Source organism: Sandaracinaceae bacterium (genome assembly GCA_016706685.1).
GTDB lineage: Bacteria > Myxococcota_A > Polyangia > Polyangiales > Houyiibacteriaceae > JADJJE01.
Genome location: JADJJE010000011.1, coordinates 300,702 through 325,373 on the forward strand (window position 1 = coordinate 300,702; position 24,672 = coordinate 325,373).

Annotated in this window: 15 protein-coding genes; 6 read left to right on the forward strand and 9 right to left on the reverse strand. The window is 71.5% G+C overall.

The features are described from left to right. Positions 1 to 53 precede the first annotated feature (53 nt). Complete coding sequence (locus IPI43_14700; GenBank protein ID MBK7775354.1) at positions 54 to 1,421, reverse strand: pentapeptide repeat-containing protein; 1,368 nt, start codon at positions 1,419 to 1,421, stop codon at positions 54 to 56. A gap of 236 nt (positions 1,422 to 1,657) precedes the next feature. Here IPI43_14700 and IPI43_14705 point away from each other — a divergent pair, with 236 nt between their 5' ends. From IPI43_14705 to IPI43_14720, 4 genes are all read left to right on the forward strand, one after another. Then, positions 1,658 to 2,938, forward strand: a complete 1,281-nt coding sequence (locus IPI43_14705) for a hypothetical protein (GenBank protein ID MBK7775355.1) — start codon at positions 1,658 to 1,660, stop codon at positions 2,936 to 2,938. 93 nt (positions 2,939 to 3,031) lie between these two features. Further along, the gene (locus tag IPI43_14710) at positions 3,032 to 7,915 is read left to right on the forward strand and encodes a sigma 54-interacting transcriptional regulator (protein MBK7775356.1); all 4,884 of its coding nucleotides are present in this window, start codon (positions 3,032 to 3,034) and stop codon (positions 7,913 to 7,915) included. 43 nt (positions 7,916 to 7,958) lie between these two features. Continuing rightward, on the forward strand, positions 7,959 to 9,632 hold the full coding sequence (locus IPI43_14715) for a serine/threonine protein kinase (protein MBK7775357.1): 1,674 nt from the start codon (positions 7,959 to 7,961) through the stop codon (positions 9,630 to 9,632). A 39-nt stretch (positions 9,633 to 9,671) separates the two neighbouring features. Then, positions 9,672 to 10,313: a sigma-70 family RNA polymerase sigma factor gene (locus tag IPI43_14720; protein MBK7775358.1), complete on the forward strand. Its 642-nt coding sequence runs from the start codon at positions 9,672 to 9,674 to the stop codon at positions 10,311 to 10,313. 31 nt (positions 10,314 to 10,344) lie between these two features. On the opposite strand, the gene IPI43_14725 is transcribed toward IPI43_14720, so the two are convergent. The 6 genes from IPI43_14725 to IPI43_14750 form a co-directional block, all read right to left on the reverse strand. Beyond that, positions 10,345 to 12,060, reverse strand: coding sequence for a hypothetical protein (locus IPI43_14725; GenBank protein MBK7775359.1), 1,716 nt, complete (start codon positions 12,058 to 12,060; stop codon positions 10,345 to 10,347). 63 nt (positions 12,061 to 12,123) lie between these two features. Beyond that, on the reverse strand, positions 12,124 to 12,684 hold the full coding sequence (locus IPI43_14730; GenBank protein ID MBK7775360.1) for a YaeQ family protein: 561 nt from the start codon (positions 12,682 to 12,684) through the stop codon (positions 12,124 to 12,126). Positions 12,685 to 12,686: 2 nt separating this feature from the next. Further along, positions 12,687 to 16,688: a protein kinase gene (locus tag IPI43_14735; GenBank protein MBK7775361.1), complete on the reverse strand. Its 4,002-nt coding sequence runs from the start codon at positions 16,686 to 16,688 to the stop codon at positions 12,687 to 12,689. Further along, positions 16,685 to 17,395 carry a hypothetical protein gene (locus tag IPI43_14740; protein MBK7775362.1) on the reverse strand — a complete coding sequence of 237 codons (711 nt, stop codon included), beginning with the start codon at positions 17,393 to 17,395 and terminating at the stop codon, positions 16,685 to 16,687. Before IPI43_14740 ends, IPI43_14735 begins: the two co-directional genes overlap by 4 nt. Continuing rightward, complete coding sequence (locus IPI43_14745; GenBank protein ID MBK7775363.1) at positions 17,350 to 17,973, reverse strand: hypothetical protein; 624 nt, start codon at positions 17,971 to 17,973, stop codon at positions 17,350 to 17,352. The genes IPI43_14740 and IPI43_14745 overlap by 46 nt, the downstream gene beginning before the upstream one ends. After that, a complete protein-coding gene (locus IPI43_14750; GenBank protein ID MBK7775364.1) occupies positions 17,970 to 18,575 on the reverse strand; it encodes a sigma-70 family RNA polymerase sigma factor in 606 nt (201 codons plus the stop codon). Before IPI43_14750 ends, IPI43_14745 begins: the two co-directional genes overlap by 4 nt. Between IPI43_14750 and IPI43_14755 the strand changes: the two genes are divergently transcribed. Then, entirely contained in the window at positions 18,574 to 19,167 is a 594-nt protein-coding gene (locus tag IPI43_14755) for a TIGR02266 family protein (GenBank protein ID MBK7775365.1), read from the forward strand. The genes IPI43_14750 and IPI43_14755 overlap by 2 nt on opposite strands. A gap of 18 nt (positions 19,168 to 19,185) precedes the next feature. Here the strand turns inward: IPI43_14755 and IPI43_14760 are convergent, their stop codons facing one another. Both IPI43_14760 and IPI43_14765 read right to left on the reverse strand, forming a co-directional pair. Continuing rightward, on the reverse strand, positions 19,186 to 20,376 hold the full coding sequence (locus tag IPI43_14760) for a hypothetical protein (protein ID MBK7775366.1): 1,191 nt from the start codon (positions 20,374 to 20,376) through the stop codon (positions 19,186 to 19,188). Positions 20,377 to 20,448: 72 nt separating this feature from the next. After that, a complete protein-coding gene (locus tag IPI43_14765) occupies positions 20,449 to 23,355 on the reverse strand; it encodes a PHP domain-containing protein (protein ID MBK7775367.1) in 2,907 nt (968 codons plus the stop codon). Positions 23,356 to 23,516: 161 nt separating this feature from the next. Here IPI43_14765 and prfB point away from each other — a divergent pair. Then, positions 23,517 to 24,669 (forward strand): peptide chain release factor 2 gene (gene prfB / locus IPI43_14770; GenBank protein ID MBK7775368.1). Its coding sequence is split into 2 segments (ribosomal slippage): positions 23,517 to 23,594 and positions 23,596 to 24,669, totalling 1,152 coding nucleotides; the frame shifts between segments, so codons are not numbered across the junction. Positions 24,670 to 24,672 lie beyond the last annotated feature (3 nt).

Here is a 24,672-nt window from a genome sequence, read left to right on the forward strand (position 1 = left end):
GGCGAAGGTGTGCAGCACTCTCGTCGGAGTCGCCCACCTTCGCGGGCGGCAGCTCAGAAGCCTTGACCGACGCAGGTGGAAGACGCTGCGTTGCTGTTGGTTCCGTTCGGACACGTGGTGTCCGAGTAGATGGCAGCCTCAGGGAACAGGGGGGTACCGGTGGCCCCCGTGAGGTTCGCCATGGAGAGGTTCGTCAACGAGAGACTGGAGCCCTGCAGGTTCGCGCTAGACAGATTCGCGCCCGCCAAGTTCCAGCTCGCCAACGACGCGTCGCTGAAGTTACCGTTCGAGAGATCCACGCCCGGCCCCAGGATGGCGTTGAACCCAACCACGTTGGGCAGCGCGAGGCAGCCAAAGAGCAACGGCAGGGCGGATGGACACGCTTCGACGGCCCGTAGGCGCGCGTTCGTCAAGTTGGCGGGGGAGGACCCGTCTGCGTTCGCGAAGTTCGACATCTCGAGGTTGGCGAACAGGAAGTTGGCGTTGGTCAAGTCCGACCCGATGAAGCTCGCGTTGAGCAAGTCGGCATTCTGAAAAGAGGCGCCAGCCAAGTTGGCGTTGTCGTTGCTACTTCGATCGATGACTGCATCGAGAAAAACTGCTCCGGGGAGCGTGGCAGCCGTCAGGTCTATCCAAGACATGTCGGCCTGGTCGAACCGGACCCCAGTCCCCGAGGCATCGCGCAGGGAGGCACTGTCCAAGTTGGCCCCCACAAAGCTGACGCCATCCAGGAGGGTGCCTTCGAGATTCTGCGTCGACAGGTCGACGCCGTCGAAACTCACGTTGGTGAGGTCCACATCGGGCCCGACGATGCTGAAGCGCGACACCGGCAGCACCGGGGTGACGCATGCAAAGCTCAACGAAGGAAGGTTCGCCGGGCAGCTCACCACACTGCCCGTGAAGGTGCCTGTGAGCACGGCACTGGTGAGGTCTGCTCCCATCAGCCGCGCGTCTCTCAGGTTCGACTCGAAGATGGCGGCCATGGTCAGGGACGCATCCGTCAGGTTCGCGGACTGCAGGTTGACGTTCGTGAGGCTGATGTTGTCGAGCGTGGCGCCCACGAAGCTCGAACTGTTGAGAAAAGCACCGTCTATCGCAACGCCCGAGAGGTCCACCCCATCCAAGTTCAAGTTCGGCCCGATCAGGGCAAAGCGCGCAGGGTCGTCGCCGCGCGCGACGCACTCGTAGTCACTGTGCAGTGTTGCACCCGAGCATCCGACCAAGTTTCCCGTGGCCGTCCCCTCGAGGTTTGCTCCCGTCAGGTCCGCGTCCGTCAAGTTGGCGCCGTCGAGGACGGTATCGCTGAAGTCCCCGCTTGCCAGCGCGCCCTGCGACAGGTCGAGGTTCGACAGATCTGCGCCCCCGCCGCACCCCCCCGTGATCGTGCGCTCGGTCTCGGACTCGCAGAGCACCAGGTCCACGCCACTACAGCGCGCGAAAGGGCTTTCGCACGCTCCACCTGGAGGCGTGTCACCGCCGCCACACCCCGCCACCATGATCACTCCGGACAGAGCCATCATCGCTATCCGCATTGCCCCGGTCTCCTTCGGAGGCCTCCACGGCCCCGCGGGTGCGGACGGTACCATGTCGCCTGCTCCCAACACCAGACGCGGCGCCGTGCTTGCTTGGTGGGCGTTCGTGGCCAAGGTGCGAGACCATGGACCGCAAGCTCGCCCAGTCGCTGAACCACGCGTGTGACTGCATCTCCACCGATGCAGACGCGCTTTCGCGATTGCTGGGCGACACCATGCCCGAGGGCTGGGCGGCGGCGCTCGCGGAGTCGCACCCCAACCTGTTCGCGGCCAGGCCCGTGTTCGTGGGGCGCTCGGAGCTCGACGCCATGCGCGACACCATCGCCGCGGTGGAGCGGGTGGTGGCGCTGCCCGCCTTTCGAACCCGCGTCTTGGCTGGCCTGGACGCCGCCACGCAGCACGACAGCGGCGCACGGGGCGTGTTCTTCGGCTTCGATTTCCACTTGGGGGATGCCGGCCCGCAGCTCATCGAGATCAACACCAACGCGGGGGGCGCGCTGCTGCAGCTGGCCCTCGCCAAGGCGCAGAAGCCGTGCTGCGCCACCGTGAAGCAGGCCTTCGACCTGCCCTACGACGCCGAGCGCCTCGAGGCCCGCATCGTGGCCATGTTCCGCGAGGAGCTCGCGCTGGCGCGGCCGGGGGCCCCGCTGCGGCACCTGGCCATCGTGGACGACAACCCCGAAGCGCAGTTCCTGCGGCCGGAGTTCGAGCTGTTCGTGGCGCTCTTCGCGCGCCATGGCGTGCGCGCGAGCGTGGTAGACCCGACCGACCTCGAGCGGGTAGGTGACACGCTGCGGGTGCGTGGCTGCGACCAACCGGTGGACCTCGTGTACCTGCGCTCCACGGACTTCCGCCTGGCCACGGAGACGCACGCCACCCTGCGCGCAGCCCACGTGGACGACGTGGTGGTGGTCACGCCGCCGCCGCGAGCGCACGCGCTCTACGCCGACAAGGCCAACCTGGCGCTGCTGTCGGACGCGGCCGTGCTGCGCGAGCTCGGCGCGAGCGAAGCCGATGTGCAGACGCTGGTCACGCACATCCCACTGACGAAGCGCGTGGCCGACCTGCCCGCCGACACCCTCTGGGCGGAGCGCAAGCAGTGGTTCTTCAAGCCGCGCGACGGGTTCGGCAGCCGCGCGGCCTATCGCGGCGACAAGCTCACGCGGCGGGTGTTCGAGGAGCTGCGCGCCGACGCCGAGCGCTACGTGGCGCAGCGCGTGGTGGCCCCCAGCGAGCGCAGCGGCGGCGAGGTGGGTTCGCTGAAGTTCGACGTGCGCGAGTTCGTGTACGCCGGCGAGGTGCAGATGGTGGCCGCGCGCCTCTACCAGGGCCAGACCACCAACCTGCGCACCAAGGGCGGAGGCCTCGCGGCCGTGCTGGGTGCGCGGGCAACGCCTCTCGGCTGAGACCCGCCGTGGATTCTTCCGCAACGTGGTTGACACCGGGGTGGCGCATCACCCACGCTATCTCTCGTGGAACGCGATGCGACGCCAACTGCGTTGACAGGTTCCGAGGGGAGTCCAGGGGCGCTCCTCGCGGGCCGCTACGCGTTCGAGGCCGAGCTCTCGCCAGGCGGCTCCGGCCGCGTGATGCGGGTGCGCGACATCGCGCTGGGCGAGGTGTTCGTGGCCAAGGCCGTGGACCCCGCCAACGCCGCCCTGCTGGCGGCCGAGCTGGACGCGCTGCGTGAGGTCCGGCACCCCGGCGTGGTGCAACCGCGTGAGCTGCTGCGTCTGACCCAGGCGCTGGGCCCGCCCTTCGTGCTGCCGGCGGGAACGGCCGTGCTGGTGGCCAGCTGGGTGCCGGGGCAGACGCTCGCGGCCCACGGTCCGTGCGCCTCCTGGCAGGACCTCGCGGAGCTGGGCGCCGCGCTGGCGGGCGCCCTGAGTGAGCTGCACCGCGCCAACGTGGTGCACGGCGACGTGTCTCCCAACAACGTGATGATGACGCCCGAGGGCCCCGTGTGGATCGACCTCGGACACGCTGGCGCGCCGCGCCTCACGGGGCCAGGCGCCTCCGGCACGCTGGGCTTCATGGCGCCCGAGGCCTTCGCAGGCGCGCGCACCCCGGGCACGGACCTCTTCGCGCTGGCGGCCACTTTGCTGTCTGTGGCACCGAGTGGGCCGCGTGATGCGGCATCGGAGCTCACCCTGGCGGAGGCGCACGAGCGCGCGCTCGGCGTGCGGCACACGTTGGCAGAGCGGCTACTGGGCGCCCCCGTGCCGCTCGCCGAGCTGTTGGGCGCCATGTTGGCCCCCGACGCGGCCGCCCGCCTGGACGACGCCGACGAGGTGGCGCGGAGGCTGCGCTGGGTGAGCACACCGGCCGCCGCAGAAGTAGATGCCGACGCTCGGGCGAGCGGGCGCGCAGGGAAGCGCAGCCCGGAGCGCTTGGCCAGCGCGCTGCGCCATGCGCCGTTCGTGGGCCACACCGAGGCGCTCGAGCGGGTGGTGAACGCGGTGCGCGCACGGTCCGCGGCGGGGCTGCCGGCGACCTTGGTGGAAGTGGCGGGTCCCCCGGGCAGCGGACGAGAGCGCTTTGCACACGAACTGGCTCAGCGCCTCCAGCGGCTGGCGTTCGACGCCGGCTGGGTGGTGCCCACGGTCACGCGGAGCCAGGCCCTGCCCCCCCCACCGGCGCACCCCGCGATCCTCATCGGACACGATGGGCTCGATTCCGCCCGGGCGCTGCGCTTTCTGGACGCCACCGAAGTGCAGCGCGCGCCGTGTGTGGTGGTCATGTCGGGCTCGCCGTCCAGCGAGGATGCCACGTCGGACCACGACCACACCGGGGACCCCCGCCACGTGCGGGCGACGCTTCGGCCGGTGGATGCACCCAGCGTGGGTGCTCTTCTGGCGCGTGTGTTCGGCGAAGAACCCAGCGACGCCGAGGTGGACGCGGCGCTCCAGCTCTCGGGAGGGCTGGTGGGGACGCTGTGCGCCGTGCTGGCCACGCACGCCCTCGACGGCAGCCTCACACGCCCTCGCGACCTGCCACGCCTGAGTTCGCGTTCACGGGCCTCCCATGGCGCGCTGCCGAAGCTGCCCACCGCCACCCTGGAGCTGCTGGAGCGCGCCGCTCTGTGCCGCGACGGGCTGCCGCTCGACGGCGACGCTCCCGAGGGGCTCTCGGCGGCGCTCACGCTGGGGCTGCTCTCCACCTCGAGCGCGGGGTTGTTGGTGCCGCGAGCCGACGTGCGCGAAGCCCTCCTGGCGGGGCTCACACGAGCGCGCCGCGTCAGCATCGCCAACGCGCTGCTGGGGAACGTGGACGATGCGCTGGTGCACGCCCACCTGGCGCTCGAGGCGGATGACCCGCGCCGCGCGGAGGAAGAGCTGACCACGGCGCTCCGCCGTGCCCCTGCGCACAGCCCGGGGGGTGCGCCCCCAGAGCGTGTCTTCGAGCTGGCCGCCCGCCTCCCGGCGCCCTCCCCCGCCACGCGCTGCGCTACGGCCGAGTGGCTCCGTCGAGCAGGCGAACCCACGCTGGCTCTCTCGCTCCTGGGCGGTGCCCGAGACTCGGCGGCGGCGCTTCTGCGGGCGGAGATCCTGCGTCAGCGCGGCGACGTCACGGGAGCCCAGCAGGCGCTCGCCACGGTGGCCAATGTGGAGCTGGACGCCGGGATGAACGAAGTGTTCCTGCGCACCGCGGGGCGCTTGGCGCTGGAGCTCGAACGGCGGGCAGGCGGGACGGCGCGTGTGGTCTCCACCCGCGGCACCGGACAACTGAACGTGGCCGAACAGGTGACCGTGGCCGAGCTGCTCGGCGCGTTCCGCGCAGCCCAGCCCGAGACCTTCGACGAGTCACCCGCCTACCACGAGGTGCGGGCGACGAGCGCTTGGCAGGCTGGAGACGCCGAGCGCTGCGACACCGACGCCGAGACGGCCAGCGCCCTCTACCTGCGCCGCGGGCTGCCCGGCGAGGCCGCACGTGCCAGCGCGCTGCGAGCCTTGGTGGCCCAGCGGCGTGGCGATGCCGCAGCCGCGTATGCGCACGGGCGGCGTGCATTCGAGCTGGCCGAGGGCGCCGGCGAGCGGCTGGCGGCAGCGGTGTACGGGCTGAACCTCGGCCTCGCCTGCTTCGAGCAGGGCCGCCTGGGCGAGGCGCTGACGCGGGTGCGCTCGGGCGCCGAGCAGATCGCCGAGCTGGGCAACGACGCGCTCCTGGCGCACGCCACGCTGAACCTGGCGCACATCCACCAGGCCTTCGGCGATGACACCGCCGCCGCCGAGCTGCTCCCGCTGGCCGAGCGGAGCGCGCTGCGCGCGGGCCAATCCAACGTGGCCACCCACGCGGACCTCACGTGGGCGGGCATCGAGCTGCGCCGCGGGAAGCGCCAAGCGTCATTGGCACGTCTCGACTCGGCCCTCGAGCGCATCTCTGCGTGTGGCGAAGAGGCACGCCCCCTGCTGCTGGCGCGCGCTGCGCTGGGCCTCGCCGAGGCGGGGCTCGTGGCGCGTGCGCACGAGGTGCTGAGCGCGCACGAGCTCGCCGAGGCGTCGCAGCAAGCGGACACTACGCGGGTGGTGCAGCTGGCCCGAGGAACCTTGGCGCTCACGGGGACCAGCGGGGAGCGCCGCGAGGCAGCCGATGCGCTCGCCACGCGGCCCCAGGACGGGCACGGCTGGGAGCGCACGTTGGACGCCGCGCTGCTGCAGGGCGAGCTGCTGGACCGCCTGGGGGATGGACCCGCTTCGGTGAGCGCGCTGCGGCGTGCCCGCAGCATGCTGGACCTGGCGCTCGACTCGCTGCCCAACGCCCTCCGTCCGCTGCTGCTGAGCACCTCGCGCTATCACGCCGCGCTGCGCGTGGCCCCGCTCGATGACGGCGCCACGCCGAGCGGCGGGCGTGCTGGCGATGTCTTCCGCGAGCTGCCCACATGGATGCAACGCTTCATCCAGGCCGGCCCCCCCACCCGGCTGATGCAGCGCATCGCCGACGCGGCGCAGGCCCTCACCCGCGCCGAGCGGGGCTTCCTGGTGGAGCGTGAACCCACCGGCAGCTGGCTGACGCTGGCCTCCACCGAGGAGGCGCCCGGCCCCGCGCTCGCGTTCTCGCGCTCGGTCGCCAGCCGCGCGCTCGCCACGGGGCGCGTGGTGTCAGCGCTCGATGCCGTCGAAGACGCTCAGCTGGCCACCAGCGGCAGCGTGCTGGGCATCGGCACACGCTCGGTGTTGGCCGCGCCGCTGCGGTGTCCGGGGCGCGAGCTGGTGCTGTACGTGGACGACCGCCTGCGCCCAGCCGCGTTCGACCCGCTCAGCGAAGACGTGTTCGCCGCGTGCGCGCAGCTCGCCGGCCTGGCCCTGCGCGCCAGCCTGGACGCCGCCGAGCTGCACGCCAACCAGCAGGCGCTGGCCACCGCCGAGGCGGCCCTGCGCGCGCACGTGGACACGCAGCGCGAGGAGATCACCAGCCTGCGGCGCGCGGTGGCCAGCGCAGACCGGGGCGGCATCATCGCCGGGCCGGGGCCCATGCGGCAGGCCCTCGAGCTGGCCGAGCGCGCCGCGGCCTCGGCGGTGCCCGTGCTGCTGCTGGGCGAGAGCGGCACCGGCAAGGAGCTGGTGGCGCGCCACCTGCACGAGCACAGCGAGCGCCGCGGCCAGCGCTTCATCAGCGAGAACTGCGCGGCCATCCCCGACACGCTCCTGGAGTCGGCGCTGTTCGGTCACGAGCGCGGCGCGTTCACGGGGGCAGACCGCGCGCGACAGGGCCTGTTCCACGCGGCCGACGGCGGCACGCTGTTCCTCGACGAGATCGGCGAGATGAGCGCGGCCATGCAGAGCAAGCTGCTGCGCGTGCTGCAGAACGGCGAAGTGCGCGCCGTGGGGGGATCGCGCGTGAGCCACGTGAACGTGCGGCTGGTCACCGCCACGCACCGCGACCTGCGCGCCATGGTGGCCGCCGGCACCTTCCGCGAGGACCTCTACTACCGCGTCACGGTGGTCACGCTGGAGCTCCCACCGCTGCGTGAGCGGCGCAGCGACATCCCCCTGCTGGTCCGCCACTTCGTGAGCAAGCACCAGCCCGGGCAAGCCCGTCGCATCACGCCCGAGGCCATGCAGCGGCTGGTGACGGCCCCCTGGCCGGGCAACGTGCGGCAGCTCGAGAACGAGGTGCAGCGCCTGCTGGTCATGGCTGGGGATCCCATCGACGTGCGCGACGTGGCCGCCATGGTGGCGGTGACCGCGGCCCCCGGGGCCGATGCCGATGCGCCGCTGGCCGGCTCGCTGGCCTTGCGCGACCACGTGGACGCGCTCGAGCGGCGGCTCATCACGGAGGCCATGGCCCGCACCGACAGCAATCAGACGCGCGCCGCGCTCACGCTGGGCATCAGCCGCTATGGCCTCCAGAAGATGATGAAGCGGCTCGGCCTGCGCAGCTGAGTGAGCGCGAAAGTGGTAGCGTGCCGCGATCGAAGCGGCGCCCGTGACCACTACCTCCTCGATGACCGTGAGCCTCGGCATTCCCTCCGATGCGGCTGCCCTCGACGGCGTCCGCGAGCTGGAGCGGCAGCGCCTGCGTGGGCTCCTGCGCCAGCGCATGTTCGGTCAGCAGGCGGCCCCGGTGCGCATCGGACGCTTCCAGATCCGGCGCAAGCTGGGTGAGGGCGCGGCTGGCGTGGTGTACGCGGCGTTCGACCCACAGATGGAGCGGCAGGTCGCGCTGAAGGTGCTCATGGCACAGGTCGCGGACCGCCGGGCGCTCATCCGCGAGGCGCGCGCGCTGGCCCAGCTGAGCCACCCCAACGTGCTCACCATCTACGAGGTCAACGACGAGAGCGACCTGGCCTACATCGTGTCGGAGCTGGTGGAGGAGGGCTCGCTGCGCGACTGGATGCGCGAACCACGCACAGCGGCCGAGCGCAGCCAGATGCTGCTGGGCATCGGACAGGGCGTGGCCAGCGCGCACCGCGCGGGTCTGGTGCACCGTGACCTCAAGCCCGAGAACGTGCTGGTGGGCGATGGCCGTCCGCGCATCGCGGACTTCGGCCTGGCGCGTGTGTGGGCCGCCGAGAGCGGCACCCTGAGCGGCGGCACCCGCGTGGTGGGCACGCCGGCCTACATGCCGCCCGAGCAGCGGCGCGGGGAGGCCCCCAACCCCAAGAACGACCAGTACAGCTTCGGGGTCATGGGGTACGAACTGCTCTTCGAGCGGCACCCCTTCCTGGTGCCTGCCGCGGAAGGCGACGATCTGGCGAGCCCGCGCTTCGACCCCGCTGCTGCCATAGCCCCGCCCGCTTCGCGTCACCCGTGTGCGGCGGCGTGGCCCGTCCTCGAGCGTGCGTTGCGCGCGGATCCGGGCGCGCGCTGGCCCGACGTGCAGGCACTGCTCGGGGCCCTCGACGCGGCGGTCCCGCGTGCCACGGAGACGCCAGGCCGCCCACGCAAGGCACGGCTGCTCGCGCTCGCAGCAGTGGCTGCGGTGCTGGGGCTGCTGGTGGTGGGCGCGTGGTGGCGCCCCTGGGCAAGCTCGGAGCCCGTCACCACGGAACCCAGCGTCGCGGACACGGGGCCCGACAACGCGCGCGACGTGGCGCTGTTCCAAGCCGTGCGCCCCATGATGGACCGCATGGACTGGACGGGCTGCGCCGACTACCTGGCCGAGCACGCGAACACCGAGACCAGCCGCGCCACGTGGGTGACCTGCGCCCAGGCCTCGCGCGACGAGGCGCGCCTCGACCTGGCGTGTGCTGCGGCTAGCCGAGACCCCGCGCCGCCCGCGCAGTGCGACGCCGTGGTGAGCGAAGCGCGCCGCCTGCATCGGACGGGACGGTTCCAGGAGTGCGTGAAGGTACTGTGGGAGGCCGAGCGCACGAGCTCACGCTCACTCGTGCTCTTCCAGTGCACCTCGTCGCTCGAGGGCGCGGCGCGGGTCTTCGCCTGCATGTACGGCCAGCAGCTCAACGGACAGCGCGGGGCACCGGCAGACTGTGGGCTCGGCGAGGGCATACTCCTCGATGCCAACGGTGCTTCCGTGCCCGTCCCCGAGTATGCCATCGGCTTCGCGCTCGATGGGCGCCGCGCGGCGTGCGAGAAGATCGCCAGCGAGCACGGGCAGCCTGACCTCGCCGCGCTTTGCGCGAGCCCTGGGTCGCGCTGAGCTTGCTGCCCTCGCAGCGCGTTGGCATCCTTGCCCGCGATGACCACGGCGACCCGCACCCCCAACGACGACGAGCGCGCGCTGCTCGAGGCGTGGCGCGCGGGCGACGCCGCCGCGGGGGAGGTCCTGTTCGAGCGGCACTTCGACGCCATCTACAGCTTCTTCGCGGGAAAGCTCACCATCGACGTGAGCGACCTGGTGCAGCGCACCTTCCTCGGGTGCCTCGAGGCGCGTGACCGCTTCCGCGGAGATTGCAGCTTCCGCACCTTCCTCTACGCCATCGCGCGCCACGAGCTGTACGGCTACTTCCGCGCGCGGCACCGCGGCCAGGCGCTCGACTTCGCCATCTCGTCGCTGGAGGATCTCTCCCCCGGGCCCAGCAGCCTGCTGCACGCAGGCACCGACAAGGCGCGCCTGGCCGAGGCGCTGCGTGGGCTGCCGCTCGAGCTGCAGGTCATCCTCGAGCTGCGCTTCTGGCAGGACCTCAGCGGCCCAGACCTGGCGCTGGTGCTGGACCTCCCCGAAGGCACCGTGCGCAGCCGCCTGCGGCGCGGCGTCACTGCGCTCCGCGAGCGCATGCTGAAGGACCCGGGCAGCCCCACCGGCGCCGCGGCAGCCGCACGCCAGCTGGAAGAGTGGTCCGCGCGCCTGCAAGTGGACGAAGAGGCCGCCGACGCGTGATCCACCGGGCCTCCCGCGAGGCGCCCGAGAGTCAGCCCCGGCGAAACAGCTTGAGCAACGGCGTCACCTTCATGGGCTTGCCGCGCCCCACGAAGTGCCAGCCCCACAGCACGGTCCACGACACCGTGGCGGCGATGGCGGCCAGCCCGCTGAGCACCAGCGCGGCGGTGCCCTCGGCGTCGGGGGGGAAAACCAGCGCCGCCCCCAGCGTCATGGAGCTGGCAAAGGCCGTGAGCGCCAGGCGGCTGGCGTGCGAGTGGATCATGGCCGGGATCTCGTCGAGCTCCGGCGTCATGGCCCGCACCTGCAGGTTGCCCGCCTGCGCGTCGTGCAGGATCTGGTCAATCTGCGTGGGCAGGTTCTTCATCATGGCGCCCAGGCCCGCCACCTCGCCCACGGCGCCCTGCAGCATGGCCTGCGGCGAGAAGCGCGCCGCGATGAGCTGCTCGGCGTAGGGCCGCGTGATGCCCAGCAGGTCCACGTCCGGGTGCAGGCTGCGCACGATGCCCTCCACCGTGGCCGCCGCCTTGATCAGCAGCGCGTACTCGGGCCCCAGCTTGATGCGGAACTTGGCGGCCGCGTCGGCGAACTCCTCGGCGAAGGCCCCCGAGTCCACGTCACCGATGTTGTCCACCACCAGGTACTGCGCGCGGATGCGCTCGATCTCCGACTTGAGCTCCGCGATGTTCACGCGCTGCGTGGGCGTGCCCATCTTCATCAAGATGCGCGCGGTGGTGCCCGAGTCGTTGGCGATGGCCGCGATGATCAGCGTGACGAGATCCTCGCGCTGCTCGGCGGTGAGGCTGCCCACGAGCCCGAGGTCGATCATGCAGAGCGCGCCCTGGTCGTTGATGAGGATGTTCCCGGCGTGCGGGTCGCCGTGGAAGAAGCCGTCGATGAGCACCTGCTTGCAGGCCGAGTGCACGATCTCGGTGACGGCGTGCTCCGCCTCCTTGGAGCGCGGCTCGATCTTGCGGACCGCCTTGCCCGGGAAGAACTCCATGGTGAGCACGGTCTTGCACGACAGCTCGGCGTGCGGCCGCGGCACCACCACGCTGCGCTCGGGGTCCAGGTTCTTGCGCATGCGCAGCAAGCTCCCGAGCTCCTCGGTGAAGTCCAGCTCCTTGAGCAGGCCCTTCTCGAACGTGGCCACGATCTCGCCCACGTTGGCGAGACCCATCTCGTCGATGCTGGCCTCGAGCACCTGCGCCCCCAAGTAGAGCAGGTCGAGGTCCCCGCGCATGACGTCCTCGATGCCCGGGCGCTGCACCTTCACCACCACGCGCTGGCCGTCGAGCGTGGTGGCCAGGTGCGTCTGCGCGATGGACGCGGTGGCCAGTGGCTCGCGCTCGAACGACTGGTAGAGCTCGTCGAGCGTGCCCCCGAGGCCGCCCTCCACCTGGGCGCGCACCTCGTCGAAGGTGAGTAGCGGCGCGCCGTCCTGCAGCCCCTCGAGCGCCTTGATGAACTCCGGCGAGAAGAGGTCGTGGCGCATGGACAGGATCTGCCCGAGCTTGATGAACGTGGGCCCCAGCTCCCCCAGCATGTGCGCGAAGCGCTGCGCCGCCGGAGAGCCCGCGAGCGCCGGGTCGGTGGCCGGCACCGACTTGTCGGGGAACAGCCGGCGCCCGAGCGCCGTGCGCAGGATCAGCTCGCCGAAGCCGTGCCGCGCGACCGTGGCGGACACCGAGCGGAGCCGGTTGAGATCCCTCGCTGCCACGCCGAGGAGAGAGCGATTCTGCGACATGCGGGGACTATCCCAAATGCCGCTCGGCCTGACCAGGATTGCGAGCCGGCTTCGTGAGCAGGCTCAGGCGCCGGCCGCGAGGAACGCCTGCAGCGTGGTGCGCTCGGGGTCGCACGCGTACGACTCACCCCGCACGGTGACGCTCAGCGTGCCCTCCACCAGCGACACCACCCACGACTCGTTGCGGCCCAGCACCGCGGCCAGCTGGTCCACGAAACCGCGCGGCAGGATCAGCAGCTCGATGGCGTCCGGCGCATGGATGCTGCGGCTGCCCCACTCTTTGCGCAGCGTGGCGGCGTCTTTGTCGGTGACGATGACCAAGCGCTCGGCCAACTTGCTGGCGCGATGCACGCGCTCGGCCGAGGGCGCGCCGATGTCCACCCACAGCGAGTAGCCACCGTGCGGCCCGGGCAGCGCCAGCGTGGGCTCCTCCACGTTGGACAGGCCGCGCCCGAACTCGAGCCCCTCCTCGTGCAGCAGGCAGCGGGCCAGGCAACGCACCACCACCCGCGCCTCGGACTCCGAGGGGTGCTGCGCCACGCGCAGGTCCAGCGTCTCGTACACGCCGCGGTCCACGTCGGCGAGCTCCACACCGAGCCGAATCAACACCACTGCTTGGGACACGCTCAGACTCCTCGGGTATCGGTGGCGCCCTCGGCGAGGCGCTCGGCGGCACGCAGGAGGCGCGCAGCCAGGGGAAGTTGGCCAGACGCCACGGCCAGCGGTCGCGCGCGACCGAGCGTGCGGATGGCGGCGGGCACGTCACCGAGCGCCACGTGCACGGATGCGAGCATGCGCAGCGCCATGGCGGCCTCGGCCGGGCGGTCCATGGACTCGAGGCTGTCGACGCCCCGCACCATGCCCTTCACGAAGCCCGGGTCCGGATGGGCGGCCACCGCCAGCGCACCCTGGATGGCCGAGGCCAGGCTCACCACGGCGTCCTGCCGGTGCTTGCGGCCCACGTGGATGGCCTCTTCGGCAAAGACCGCGGCGCGCGACTCCCAGCCGGCCTCGAACGCCGCCGCCGCCGAGCGCACCGCCGAGCGGCACAGCTCCACCGGCATGCCGTGCTCGCGCGCGACCCCCATGGCGTCGCTCCAGCGCGTGAGCGCGCCCGTGAAGTCGCCCACGGCCTCGGCCACCTCGGCCATGGCCACCAGCGAGGACCAACGCAGGCGCAGCTCCCCCACGCACACGGCCCCGGTCATGGCGTCCGTTCCGCGCGAGCGGGCTTCGTCGATGAGCCCGAGCCGTGCCAGCGCGATGGCCAGGTAGCAGGAGCCCATGCCGTGCAGCAGGCGCGTGTCATCCCCCGACAGCTGCGCCACGGCCAGCGCCAGCGTGCGGCTGGCCGCCTCCACTTCACCGGCTTCGAGGCGCGCGTGCCCGAGCCGCATGAGCGCCTCGCCAAGCAGGTCGGGGTCCAGCGGTTCGGCCTCGTTCTCCTCGGTGATCGCCAGGATCTGCACCACCTCGTTCCAGCGCTCGCGGTGAGCGGCCACGCGCGCCTCCGACAAGTGCAGAGCCAGCCGCACGTCGGCGTCGATGGCCCCCCGGAACTCGGGCGTGAAGCGCTGCAGCACGTCGAGCGCGCGCGCCGTGTTGCCCACCGCCAGGCTGAGATCGGCGGCGCGAATCACCAGCTCGGAGAGGCCCTGCAGCACGCGCCCACCCACCGCTTCGGCCGTGGCCACCTGCACCGCCACCACACGGGCGGCGTCGGCCACGTAGCCTGCAGCCTCGGCCAAGTCGCCATCGCGCTCGGCGAGGTCCGCGGCACGCACGAGATACGCTGGCGCCCGCGAAGGGTCGTAGGCGCGCACGGCGTGGTAGGCCAACTGAGCCACGCGCCGTTCGTCTTCCGCCGCGCCACCCCGCTCGAGCGCCGACGCGATCATGCCGTGCAGCGTGCCCGACGCGTGGGGGCTGAGGCTGTTGCGCACGGCATCCCGCATGAGCGTCCCGCCCGCGATGCGCATGCGCGCCGGCATGGTGAGCAGGCCACCGCCACCGCCCCAGCGCCCCTCGGCGGGCCACAAGTCGGGCGTCTCCACGTCGGGCACCACCCAGTGCAGCGCCAGCAAGCGCCGCACCGGCCCCTCCACGGCGTCGCGCGGGAAGCCCTGCACGGCGGCCAGCGTGGGCACGTCCACCGGCTCGCGAAACAGGCTCGCCAACTGGAGGGTGGCCCGGTCCGTGGCGCTCAGCTGGGCCAGGTCCGAGGCGATACGCAGCTGCAGGCGCTCGGGCACGGTGATGGTCAAGGCGTCGCCGGCGTGCACCAGCTGCACGTCCACCAGCGCGGCACCGCGCTCGCGCATGTCGTCCGCCAGCGCCACGGTCCAGGCCGGCACGCCCTCGGTGGCCAGGTGCACGGCGTTGCTCAGGTTGTGCTCGAGGTTGCGGCCTCCCACCACGGCCGCGAACAAGCGGGCGTTGGCGGCGAGGTCCAGCGGCCGCACCGCCACGCGCTCCACCCCGGGCAGCACGGGCAGCGACGGCGAGGGGCGCGCCGTCATCACGGTGAGCACGGGCACGCTGCGCAGCTTGGAGAGCAGCACCGCCATCACCTGACGCGTGGCGTCGTCCATCACGTGCACGTCTTCGATGGCCAGCACCACGGGCTGGTCCGCCGCCAGCGCGCGCAACGCCTTGTACAGCGCGCCCACGATCTCGAGGCCGCGCGGCCGTCCGGGGCGCGCGCCCGTGGCAGGCATGTTGGCCGCACCAAGCCCAACCAGCTCGCTCACCAGCACGATCTCACGCGGGCTGAAGCCCAGCACGCGCATGCGCTCCACCTTCTCGGCGCGCTGCTCGGTGGTGTCGTCTTCCTCGATGCCGGCCAGGTCCACCAGCAGCTCGGCCAGCACGGAGAACGACTTGCTGCGCAGCGCTCCATGACAGCGGGCGTTCACGAACGAGCGCCCCTCCCCCTGGGTCAGCGAGCGCACTTCGGCGAGCACGCGTGACTTGCCCACCCCTGCCGCACCGATGAACAGCAACGCCGAGCCGTGGCCGCCCACCACCGAGGCCAGCGCTTCGCCCACCAGCTTGAGCGTGTCGCGGCGCCCCACGAACGGCGCATCGCGGCGCAGCGTCTCGGCCTCGCGCTCGCTGCGGGACCGCAGCCCGTGCACGCGTGGCAGCGCCTCCTGGCCCATGCGGAAGACCCAGTCGAGGTCGGCCGCCACGTCTCCCTCGCAGGCCACTTCTCCGCCGTGCAAGCCGTGCAGCAGCGCCAGCGCCCGGGTGCGCTCTTCTGGAGCGGTCTCGGCGAAACCCGCGTCGTAGACCCGCGCGTTGGACCGCAGGATCAACATGCGCGCGCCCGCTCCCGCCACGTCACGCAGCCGCAGCGCCGCGCGCGCCGCCAGCTCGGCCGCCTCTTGCGGGTGCCCCGTGACCCCGAACAGTGCCTCCGCGCCTCCGTCCTCGGTGGGCAGCGGCATGCCGCGCAGGTCCCGCACGATGGCTTGGAAGCGCTCGGCGTCCAGGGAGCCCAGCAGGTGCAGGGCCACGACTGGCCGGTCGTCGAAGCGCATGCGGCGCGAGAGTGGCAGCGCGCGCGTGCGGTCGTCGTTCTCGGCGTGCGGCGTGGTGGACATCATGGGCATGCCGATGCCGGTGGCGTCCTCTTCCACGCGCCGGTGCAGGTCCACGCGCAGCTTGTTCACGCCGCCGCGGTCGTCGGGCGGGAACATCTGCTTCAGCGCCGTGGCCAGGTGGCTCTCGTCCACGTGCTGGCCCATGGACACCAGCTCCTTCGAGAGCTCGTCCAGCATGTCCCCCACCGTGGGGTAGCGCGCGTCCCGGTCCACCGCGAGCGCGCGCTCCAGGATGGCGCGCAGCCGCGCCGAGGCGCCGTAGGTGGCCAGGTTGCGCTGCGGGATGAGCGCCTGCCGCACGCGCTCGAGCGTCTGCGTGCGCGACGCCGCCCGGAAGAGGCGCTCACCCGTGACCATCTCCCACGTGACGATGCCCAGCGAGAAGAGGTCCGAGCGGTTGTCGAGGGGCTCGCCGCGCGCCTGCTCGGGCGACATGTACGCGTACTTGCCGCGCAGCACGCTGGGGTCCTCGTCGCGCCCGAGGCCGTGCTCGTCCGCCATGGCGATGCCGAAGTCGCCGACCTTCACCTGCCCCTCGTAGCCCAGCAGGATGTTCTGCGGAGACACGTCGCGGTGCACGATGCCCAGCGGGCGCCCGTCGTCCGCGCGCCGCCGGTGGGCGTAGTCGAGCGCGCGCGCCGCCTCGCAGGCGATGAAGAGCCGCAGCGGCAGCGACAGCCCGTCCGTCACACAGTCCGATGGGTTGGGCCGATACGCGATGGCCGACGCCAGGTCGCGCCCGTGCACGTACTCCATGGCGATGAAGTACGCCTCCTGCTCCTCACCCAGGTCGAAGATCTGCACGATGTTCGGGTGGTTCAGGCGGGAGGCGATCTTGGCCTCGCGCACCAGCAGGTCGGCGAAGTCCGGGCGCGCCATGAGGGAGGGCAGCACGCGCTTGATGACGACGGTCTTCTGGAACCCGGCAGCACCGCGCGAGCGGGCCCGCCAGACCTCGGCCATCCCCCCTTCGCCTATGCGCTCGATCAGCTCATAGCTGCCGAAGAGTACCCGTCGCGTCATCGTGGGGCAGAGGGTATCACTGTGCGCTGTTGTCGGATACCGGACGCAGCGTGACTTGCTGTTGCCGCGCCACGCCTGGCGGCCGGCGTCACGCGGGTCTGCTGCGCCGCCAGGTTGATGCAGCGGCGCTCCGTGGCGCTCGTCCCGGCCGCGGTCAGCACGCGCACGGTCCCGGTGTCCCGCGCCACCTCGTAGGTGACCACGCGCGCGGCGCCGACGCAGCGGGCCATGGCCTGCTGCATCGCGGCCTGGGTGGTGTAGCGGGCCGGCACGCCGGCCGACACGGCGCCGTCGGGCCGCCGTGCAGCGGAGCGGGTCGTTGCGGCACCGGTGGACTGGTCGGCCGACGCTGGCGCCGCCGCTGGCGTGGGGCGCACCGGCGGAGGTGCCGCGTCTTCCATGGCCAGCTCGGCGCTCTCGGCGGCCACGCCGCGGCCGTAGCCCACGTCGGCCCCGGAGGACGCGCCGATGGATGCCATGGTGGCTGCTGGCGCACGGAGAAGGTCGTCCACGGACGGCTGTCCTGTGCCCCCCGCCATGGGCCGCTGAGCCGCGGGCGCCGCCGCCAGCGTGGCTCGCTCTTCGGCGGGGGGGTCGCGGAAGAACTGGTCTTCGGCCTCGGCCGCAGGGCTGGCCTGGACCGCAGCAGGCTCGCTGGGCATCACCAGCATGGGGGCCGCCGTGGACGCCGGGGCGGTGCTGGGCACGGCTGCGCTCGTGGGTGCGGGGGCCGAGGGCTCGCCGCGGCTCCCTCGCTGGAGTCTGGGGACGACGTGCTCACCGCCGACAGCCCGGCCGTGACCACCAACACCACCGCTGCGGCGGCCGCCAAGAGCTGCATGAAGCGCCCGTCGCGCAGCAGCGTGGGTCGCGGCTTGGCCTGCAACGGCACGACCGTGGCCGCAGCAGCCGCCGGCGCCTCCGCCGCCACGGTCACGGGGGAGGCCGCCGCCCGAGCCGCTAGCCCCACCACGTCGCCCTCACCATCGGCGAACTGCGGCGTTCCGTCCAGCTCGAGCCCGTCATCGAACAGCCCCGCGTCGAGGCCCGCAAAGATGCCCGCGAGCGCTTCGTCCGGCCCCTGCCCAGCCACCGTGTGCAGCCCGCCCCACTCGCGCAGGTGCGCCTCGGCGCGCAGCAGCGCCGCCACCTCGCGGTCGAAGCCGGCGTCCCGGGCACGCTCGGCCGTGAGCCACGCACGGTCCGCCGCGGAGGCCTGCTCTAGGCCACCCTGGTCCAGCAGGGCATCGAGGCGTGCTCGCCGCGTGGTGCTGGCCTGGGTCATGCCCCACCTCCTGCCGCGAGGGCCTCGGGCTCCACCAGATCGCCCAGCAGGTCGCGCAGCCGTCGGCGCGCCTCGTGGATGCGCCAGGCCACGGTGCCCTCGGCGCAGCCCAGCGCGTCACCCGCGTCCTTGTGGGACATGCCCTGCAGCAGCACCAGCACCACGGCGCTGCGCAGCGAGGGGCTGAGCGCGTCCAGCGCGGCCCCCACCCGGCCATAGAGCTGCGCCTGCTCGAGCGCGCGCAGTGGGTCCACCCCGGAGCTCTCGGCGTCGGCCACCGGCTCGGGCAGCTTGGGGTCGTCCACGTCGGCCGCGGCGTGCCGCCGGTTTCCGCGCATGCGGTTCAGGCACACGTTCACGCAGATGCGATACAGCCAGGTGGACAGCTTGGCACGGCCGTCGAAGCGCGGGAGCGCCCGCCAGGCCCGGATGAAGCTCTCTTGCACGGCGTCGTCGACCTCGGCGCTGGCGCCCAGCAGCTGGTGGGCACAGGCGGCCACGCGCCCGTGGTGGAGCCGCACCAGCTGGCCGAACGCGCGACGGTCGCCTGACTGCGCCAGGGCGAGGAGCTCCATCTCGGTGCGCGCGTCAGCGTTTTCCATGGTCCGGCGCTCGGGCGGGATCAGGTGCTCGCCCGAGGCAGCACCCTCTTCCAGCGTCGAGGTGGTCGAAACGTACGCAAACACGGGAGCTAGGACAACCGTTGGGTGGACAAAGCTTGGGCCGACTGCGCTTCATTTTGACCGCAGCCCCCCGGGGGGGTTTAATCCCCGTGTGTCCACTGACGACAAAGACCGGCGCGGAGGGGATCGCGCCCCCATCGAGCTCAAGGTCGAGTACAAGCGGCTGAACTCCTTCTTCGCGGACTACACGAAGAACATCAGCCGCGGGGGCACGTTCATCCGGACCGACCGTCCACTGGGCATCGGCACGGAGTTCAACTTCAAGCTGTGCGTGCCCACGCTCGAGAACCCGCTGGTGCTGCGCGGCAAGGTGCAGTGGACGGTCATCCCGGAAGAGGTCGTGGACGACGGCGAGCCCGGCATGGGCATCGGCTTCGTGTACGGCAGCGAGTCCGAGCGCGAGCGCATCGAGGCCATCGTGGAGACCCTGATGGTCGACAGCCTGGGAAACGTCATCTACGAGAAGCTCATGGGCAAGCCACCACGCGGCAGCTTGCTCCCCGGGAAGTAGCGGAACCCGAGCCTGTGGCTACCCGGTGATCGGGGCGCAGTCGATCGCCGTGCCCGGTGCGGTGGTGGTGTAGTCGGCGGCCGTGTTCCCCTCGGTGGACGGAACGCGATAGACGATGTCGTTGGTGTTGGCAGCCGGGCAGCCACCGTTGTCCCACAGGACCGTCCCATCGGTGCCCACCGTGCGGGCCTCCGTGAGGCGGGGGCGCGTGCCGCCCGTGCCCCAGCACATGTAGTCCACCATCGCGTCGCGCGTGCCGAAGCTGGACGAGCTGTAGAGCGCCACCGTCTGGTTGGCGCCGAGGTCGATGGCGCTGGGCGCGGCGAAGGTCATGCGGCCAAAGGCCGCGATCGTCAGGGCCGGCACCGCCGCGTAGTTGCTGGGCCCCTGGCAGAGCTGGTAGTCGCCCGTCGTGGTGATGGCCGTGTCGGTCGGGTTGTAGAGCGTGATCTCCTCGGTCTGCGTGTTGACGCTCTCGATGATCAGGTGGTCGCGCCCGCACTCGAGCACCATGGGCGGCCCTGCGTCCACCCCCGCGTCCGCCACGGTCTGCGTGCACGTGAACGCCACCGCAGAGGTCTGGTAGCTCTCCGCCGCGTTGCCCGTGGTCCCGTTCATGAGGTGCACGGAGGTCGCTCCCGCGAGTGGGACGCAACCGCAGTCGTCCCACAGCACGGTGCCGTCGGTGCCCGTGGCCTGCGCCACATTGAGGCGCGGCACCCCGCCCCCGTTGCCCCAGCAGACGTAGTCCAGCATGGCGTCACGCGTGGTGAAGGTCCCGGCGCTGTAGAGCGCCAGCGTCCCGTTCGCGGGGTCCAGGGTGATGGAGCCGGGAACGGCCACCGTCAGCGAGCCACCCGCAGGCACCACTCCGGCGGGCGGCGCGCCATACCGGCCCGGGCCCTGACAGAATTGGTAGCTACCCGCGTCGAGGTCGATGTCCGTGTCGGTGGGGTTGGTGAGCGTCACGGTCCCCGCCGCCATGTTCACCACCGACATGAAGAGGTCAGCGCGGTCACACGCGAGGACCATCACCGAGCTGGTGTCGCCCTGACACGTCACCGCGCCGTCTTCGTCGGCGCCGGTATCGCGGCCCATGTCTCGCGGGCCTTGGTCGGCCGTGGTGTCACCACCGCCGCACCCCATGAACGAGCCCCCGAGCGAGAGGAACGAACCCAGCAGCAACCAAGACTTCCAGCGACCCGACATGGAGACCTCCAAGAAAACACCCTGCGGGCCCATGCCCGCGAACCGGTCCTGTATGCCCGACCCTGCCGCCACTTACAACGGCAGCGGCATCCCGGGCGGGTTGTACTGGCCGTTTCCGTCGCGATCGAGGAACACGGGGTTCACGAAGCCGATCGGCTGCGCCCCGCGCACCAGCGAGGTGAACGGCTGCGGCGCGGCGGGGAACGTGATGGGGTCCACCACGCCATCCATGTTCGCGTCCAGCAGCGTGGGGAGCACGAAGCCGGCCTCGGCCGTGATGAAGCTGTCGGCGGTCACGTTGGTCACGTTGATCACCGCGTCGTAGCGCAGCACGTCCGCGCTCGAAGTGCTGAAGGGGTCCGCCGGGTTCTCGGCCGTCAGATCGATGATGGCCACGACCTCACCGCCCAGGCGCACGCGCAGCTCGTCGACCGGGATCCACGGCGGCGCCGCCACGCGCACACGCACATGCACCGTGTCGGTGTCCATGGTGTCCCCGGAGATGTTCAGCGGCGTCTTGCCGGGCTCCCGACAGTTGGTGCCGACCGCGTCGTCGCAGACCTCGATCCACACGAACACGCCCAGCGCGCCCGCCAGGCTGCCGTCTTGGATGAGCCCCACCAGATCGTCGCCCGAGAGGTCGGCCAGCGTGCTGGTGGTCGCGAGCACGTTGACGGGGAAGCCCGCCTCCTCGTTGTAGATGCGGTGCGAGTCGCTGTTGGCCGTGCCGGTGGGCAGGTTGCCGCCGGGCGCCTCGCGCAGGAGGGCGTGCCAGTCGCGGTTCTGCGTCACGTACTCCTGCATGTCCTTGAAGTTGATCACCTCGAAGGCATCCACGTCGAAGGGGCTGGTGCCCATGCCGCTGGCCACGTCGCACGCGCCGTTCATGGCGAAGGTCAGGCTGGCGTCGAAGCCGCACGAGTCCAGGTAGCCGAGCCAGATGGTGGGCACCCGCGTCGCGCGCGCGTGGTTCATCTGCACGATGCGTTGAGCCGGGCCCGGCATGGCGCGCAGGCGGTCGTACACGGTGGCGGGGCCCACGCGCTCGTCGTCGGGCGTGCCGCTCTCGAAGGCCGTGGGCACCACGTCCACCGGGAACACGTTGTAGTGCCCGATGGTGTGCGGGAAGTCTTCATAGGGCACGAACGCGGTGGCCTCGAGCCCGGCGAACGCCTTGATACGGCCACGCGACGCCTGCGGGAGCGTCTCGTCCACCACGGCGATGGCCGGGCCGTAGTCGAACACGATGTCGTGCTCGGTGGCCACCAGCGCGTCCACCCCGGCGGCCATGAACGCGCGCACCTGGTCCTCGGGCGGCGTGGACGAGTCGAAGCTCACGGCGCTGTGCACGTGGAAGTCCGCCATCAGGTAGCCCGTGGGAACCACATCGAGCGAGGCGATGTCGAGCGTCACGGCCAGGTCCGCGCTGGCCACCACGATGGACTCGCGGTCGAGCGACGCGTCGAGGCCGCGCATGGCGTACACGTCATAGGTGCCGGGGGCGATGGGCAGCGACACCACGCCGAGGCCGTCGGTGAGCGCCACGTTGCCCTGCGGCGCCGTACCGGTCTCGGGCCCGAAGACCGGGTCGGGGGTGGCGCCCGTGCCCAGCACCACCACGCGTGCGGTGCCGCCAGTTCCGTCCACGCGCACCGTCACGTTCAGCTCGGGGCGCGCGCCCACGTTGAGCGTGCCCAGGTTCACGGTGGCCCCCGCGGCCACGGCGGTGCCGGTCCCGCGCACGGGTGCCTGGCCATCCATGCGCACCTCGTACGAGACGGCGCCGGCTGGAACGCGCGCGGTGAAGCTGCCGTCGGCGGCCACGCGCACCATGTTGACGGGGCGCCAGGTGGCCGGGTCCATGGCGTTTCCCGTGGCAGGCGGCGTGGCCAAGATCACGGCCGGCCGGCGATGCGGGTCGCTGGGGATGCCGCCCGGGACGCTGACCGTGCCGGTGACCTGGCCCGTGGTGAGACGGCCGAGCGCCTCGAGGTCCTCGAGCGCAGTGTCCACCGAGCTGGCGGCGTCCGCGGCGCCACCGGCCACGAGCACGCGTCGATGGCTGGCCGTGGCGCCTGGCGCGAAGGCCGTGATGCCCGTGGTGATGTCGCCGAACGCGCTGTTGGTGCTGTCGTGCGCGGCCGCCACGGTGGCCATGTCGAGCGAGTAGTACGCGATGGACCCAGGGAGCCCCGCGCGCGAGCCACCGCTGCCCACGTACTGCGAGCGCACCAGCGTGCCCACCACGTTGCTGAAGTTGATGGTGGTGCAGGTGGTGCCCTGGCCGGGGTTCGGACAGAACGGGCGCATGTTGCTGGGGCTGCCCCAGAGCAGCACGTCCACCGGACGCAGCGCGCCCGTCAGACCGGCCAGCGTGACCGGCGGGTTGGTGGCGTTCGTGAGCGTGGTGGCGATGTGCAGCTTGGGCTCCCCACAACGCAGCTCGAACGTGGTCACCGCGGTGAGCCCCGTGCCCGGGTTCATCGTGATGCCGCCGTGCGGCGCGCGCTCCACATAGCCCCGCACCTCGAGCACCACGCGGTCGGCCTCTTCGGCGGTCACGTTCATGGTGGTGTTGAACACGCGCAGGCCGGAGTCCGGCCCGGCCACGATCCAGTGCTCCACGAAGTGGTCGTCACTCCCGAGCACGTGGAAGTCCAGCAGGTTGCCACCGTTGGCACCCGCCGCGCCGTGCTGCGCGAGCGAGGAGAACCCGGCCACCACGAGATCGTTGGAGATGCGCAGGCCACCCACGCCCACCACGCCATCGGGTCGCGCAGGCGCAGAGTCGGCAGCGCCCAGCGTGGTCACGGTCACACAGTCGGGCGTCCCCAGGTCTTCGGGACCGGAGTCCGGCATGCCGTCGTCGGCTGGCCCGAGATCCACGGCTCCGTCCCCCCCTCCACACCCCAGCGACAGGGTTCCGAGGAGGCCCATCAGGGCCATGGGCGGGAGAAGGCGGGTCGATCGCGGGTGCATACTGATAAGCGTATCACCTTTCGCCCAGCGACCAAGATGCAAATTTCCAGCAACACCGCACGCTCATCCTTAATCAGGTCGCGAGCTGGGTCCGAGGCACCAGCGTTGACAGCGCCGACCCCCCGGGCTATCGAGCCCACTCCTTTTTCGAGCGAGCACGCATGTCTAGTTCCATTGGCGAGTCCCGCGACCTTCTGGTCGACCTTGCTCAGCGACTCGAGTCGCTGGGGAGGTATCTTTGACGTCGAAGGCCTACAACACACCGTCGACCGTCTGACGCACGAGAGCCTGCGCGACGGCTTCTGGAACAACCAGGAAGCCGCCCAGCGGGTCATGAAAGAGCGCTCGGCCGCAGAGTCGACCGTCAACAGCTTCACCAAGCTCTCGAGCGAGGTGGCGGACCTCAAAGACCTGCTGGACATGGCAGCCTCCGAGGGCGACCAGAGCATGGCCGACGAAGTCGCGGCGTCGCTGGCCGGCCTCGAAGAGCGCACGCGTGCCCTCGAGGTGCAGCGCATGCTGTCGCCGGCGGACAACGAGAACGCCATCCTCATGATCAACCCGGGCGCTGGCGGCGTGGACGCTCAGGACTGGGCCGAGATGCTGCTGCGCATGTACCTGCGCTGGTGCGACCGGCACGGCTACAAGACCGTCATCACCAGCAAGCAGCCAGGAGACGAGGCGGGCATCAAGGAAGCGCACGTGCACATCACGGGCCCCTATGCGTACGGCTACCTGCGCGCCGAGAACGGGGTGCACCGCTTGATCCGCATCAGCCCGTTCGACAGCAACGCGCGGCGTCACACGGCGTTCGCCAGCGTGCGCGTGGTCCCGGATCTCGACAACTCCATCACCCTCGCGGGCGTGGAGATTCGCGACGAAGACCTCGAGATCGACACCATGCGCTCGGGCGGGGCCGGCGGACAGCACGTCAACCGCACCGAGTCGGCGGTGCGCATCAAGCACGTGCCCACGGGCTTCGTCATCCGGTGCGAGAGCGAGCGCAGCCAGCACCAGAACAAAGACCACGCCATGAAGATGCTGCGCGGCATGCTGTTCGAGAAGATGCGCCGCGACCAAGAGGCGGCCTTCGAGGAGGCCTTCATGGGTGACAGGGCCGAGATCGCGTTCGGATCGCAGGTGCGCAGCTACACGCTGCAGCCGTACCAGATGGTCAAGGACGAGCGCACCGACCACAAGGACGCGAACGCCGCCGGCGTGCTCGACGGCGACATCGACGCGTTCATCGAGACGTACCTGCTGTCCAACGCCGACAAGCGGCGAGCCAAAGAGACCGCCCAAAAAGCGGACTGAGCC

What these genes read in the sequence shown, in the direction of transcription:
- IPI43_14705 (MBK7775355.1), top strand. Translation starts at nt 1,658, where the DNA reads ATGGACCGCAAGCTCGCCCAGTCGCTGAACCACGCGTGTGACTGCATC.
- IPI43_14720 (MBK7775358.1), top strand. Translation starts at nt 9,672, where the DNA reads ATGACCACGGCGACCCGCACCCCCAACGACGACGAGCGCGCGCTGCTC.
- IPI43_14725 (MBK7775359.1), bottom strand. Translation starts at nt 12,060, where the DNA reads ATGTCGCAGAATCGCTCTCTCCTCGGCGTGGCAGCGAGGGATCTCAAC.
- IPI43_14735 (MBK7775361.1), bottom strand. Translation starts at nt 16,688, where the DNA reads ATGACGCGACGGGTACTCTTCGGCAGCTATGAGCTGATCGAGCGCATA.
- IPI43_14745 (MBK7775363.1), bottom strand. Translation starts at nt 17,973, where the DNA reads ATGACCCAGGCCAGCACCACGCGGCGAGCACGCCTCGATGCCCTGCTG.
- IPI43_14755 (MBK7775365.1), top strand. Translation starts at nt 18,574, where the DNA reads ATGGTCCGGCGCTCGGGCGGGATCAGGTGCTCGCCCGAGGCAGCACCC.
- IPI43_14750 (MBK7775364.1), bottom strand. Translation starts at nt 18,575, where the DNA reads ATGGAAAACGCTGACGCGCGCACCGAGATGGAGCTCCTCGCCCTGGCG.
- IPI43_14760 (MBK7775366.1), bottom strand. Translation starts at nt 20,376, where the DNA reads ATGTCGGGTCGCTGGAAGTCTTGGTTGCTGCTGGGTTCGTTCCTCTCG.
- IPI43_14765 (MBK7775367.1), bottom strand. Translation starts at nt 23,355, where the DNA reads ATGCACCCGCGATCGACCCGCCTTCTCCCGCCCATGGCCCTGATGGGC.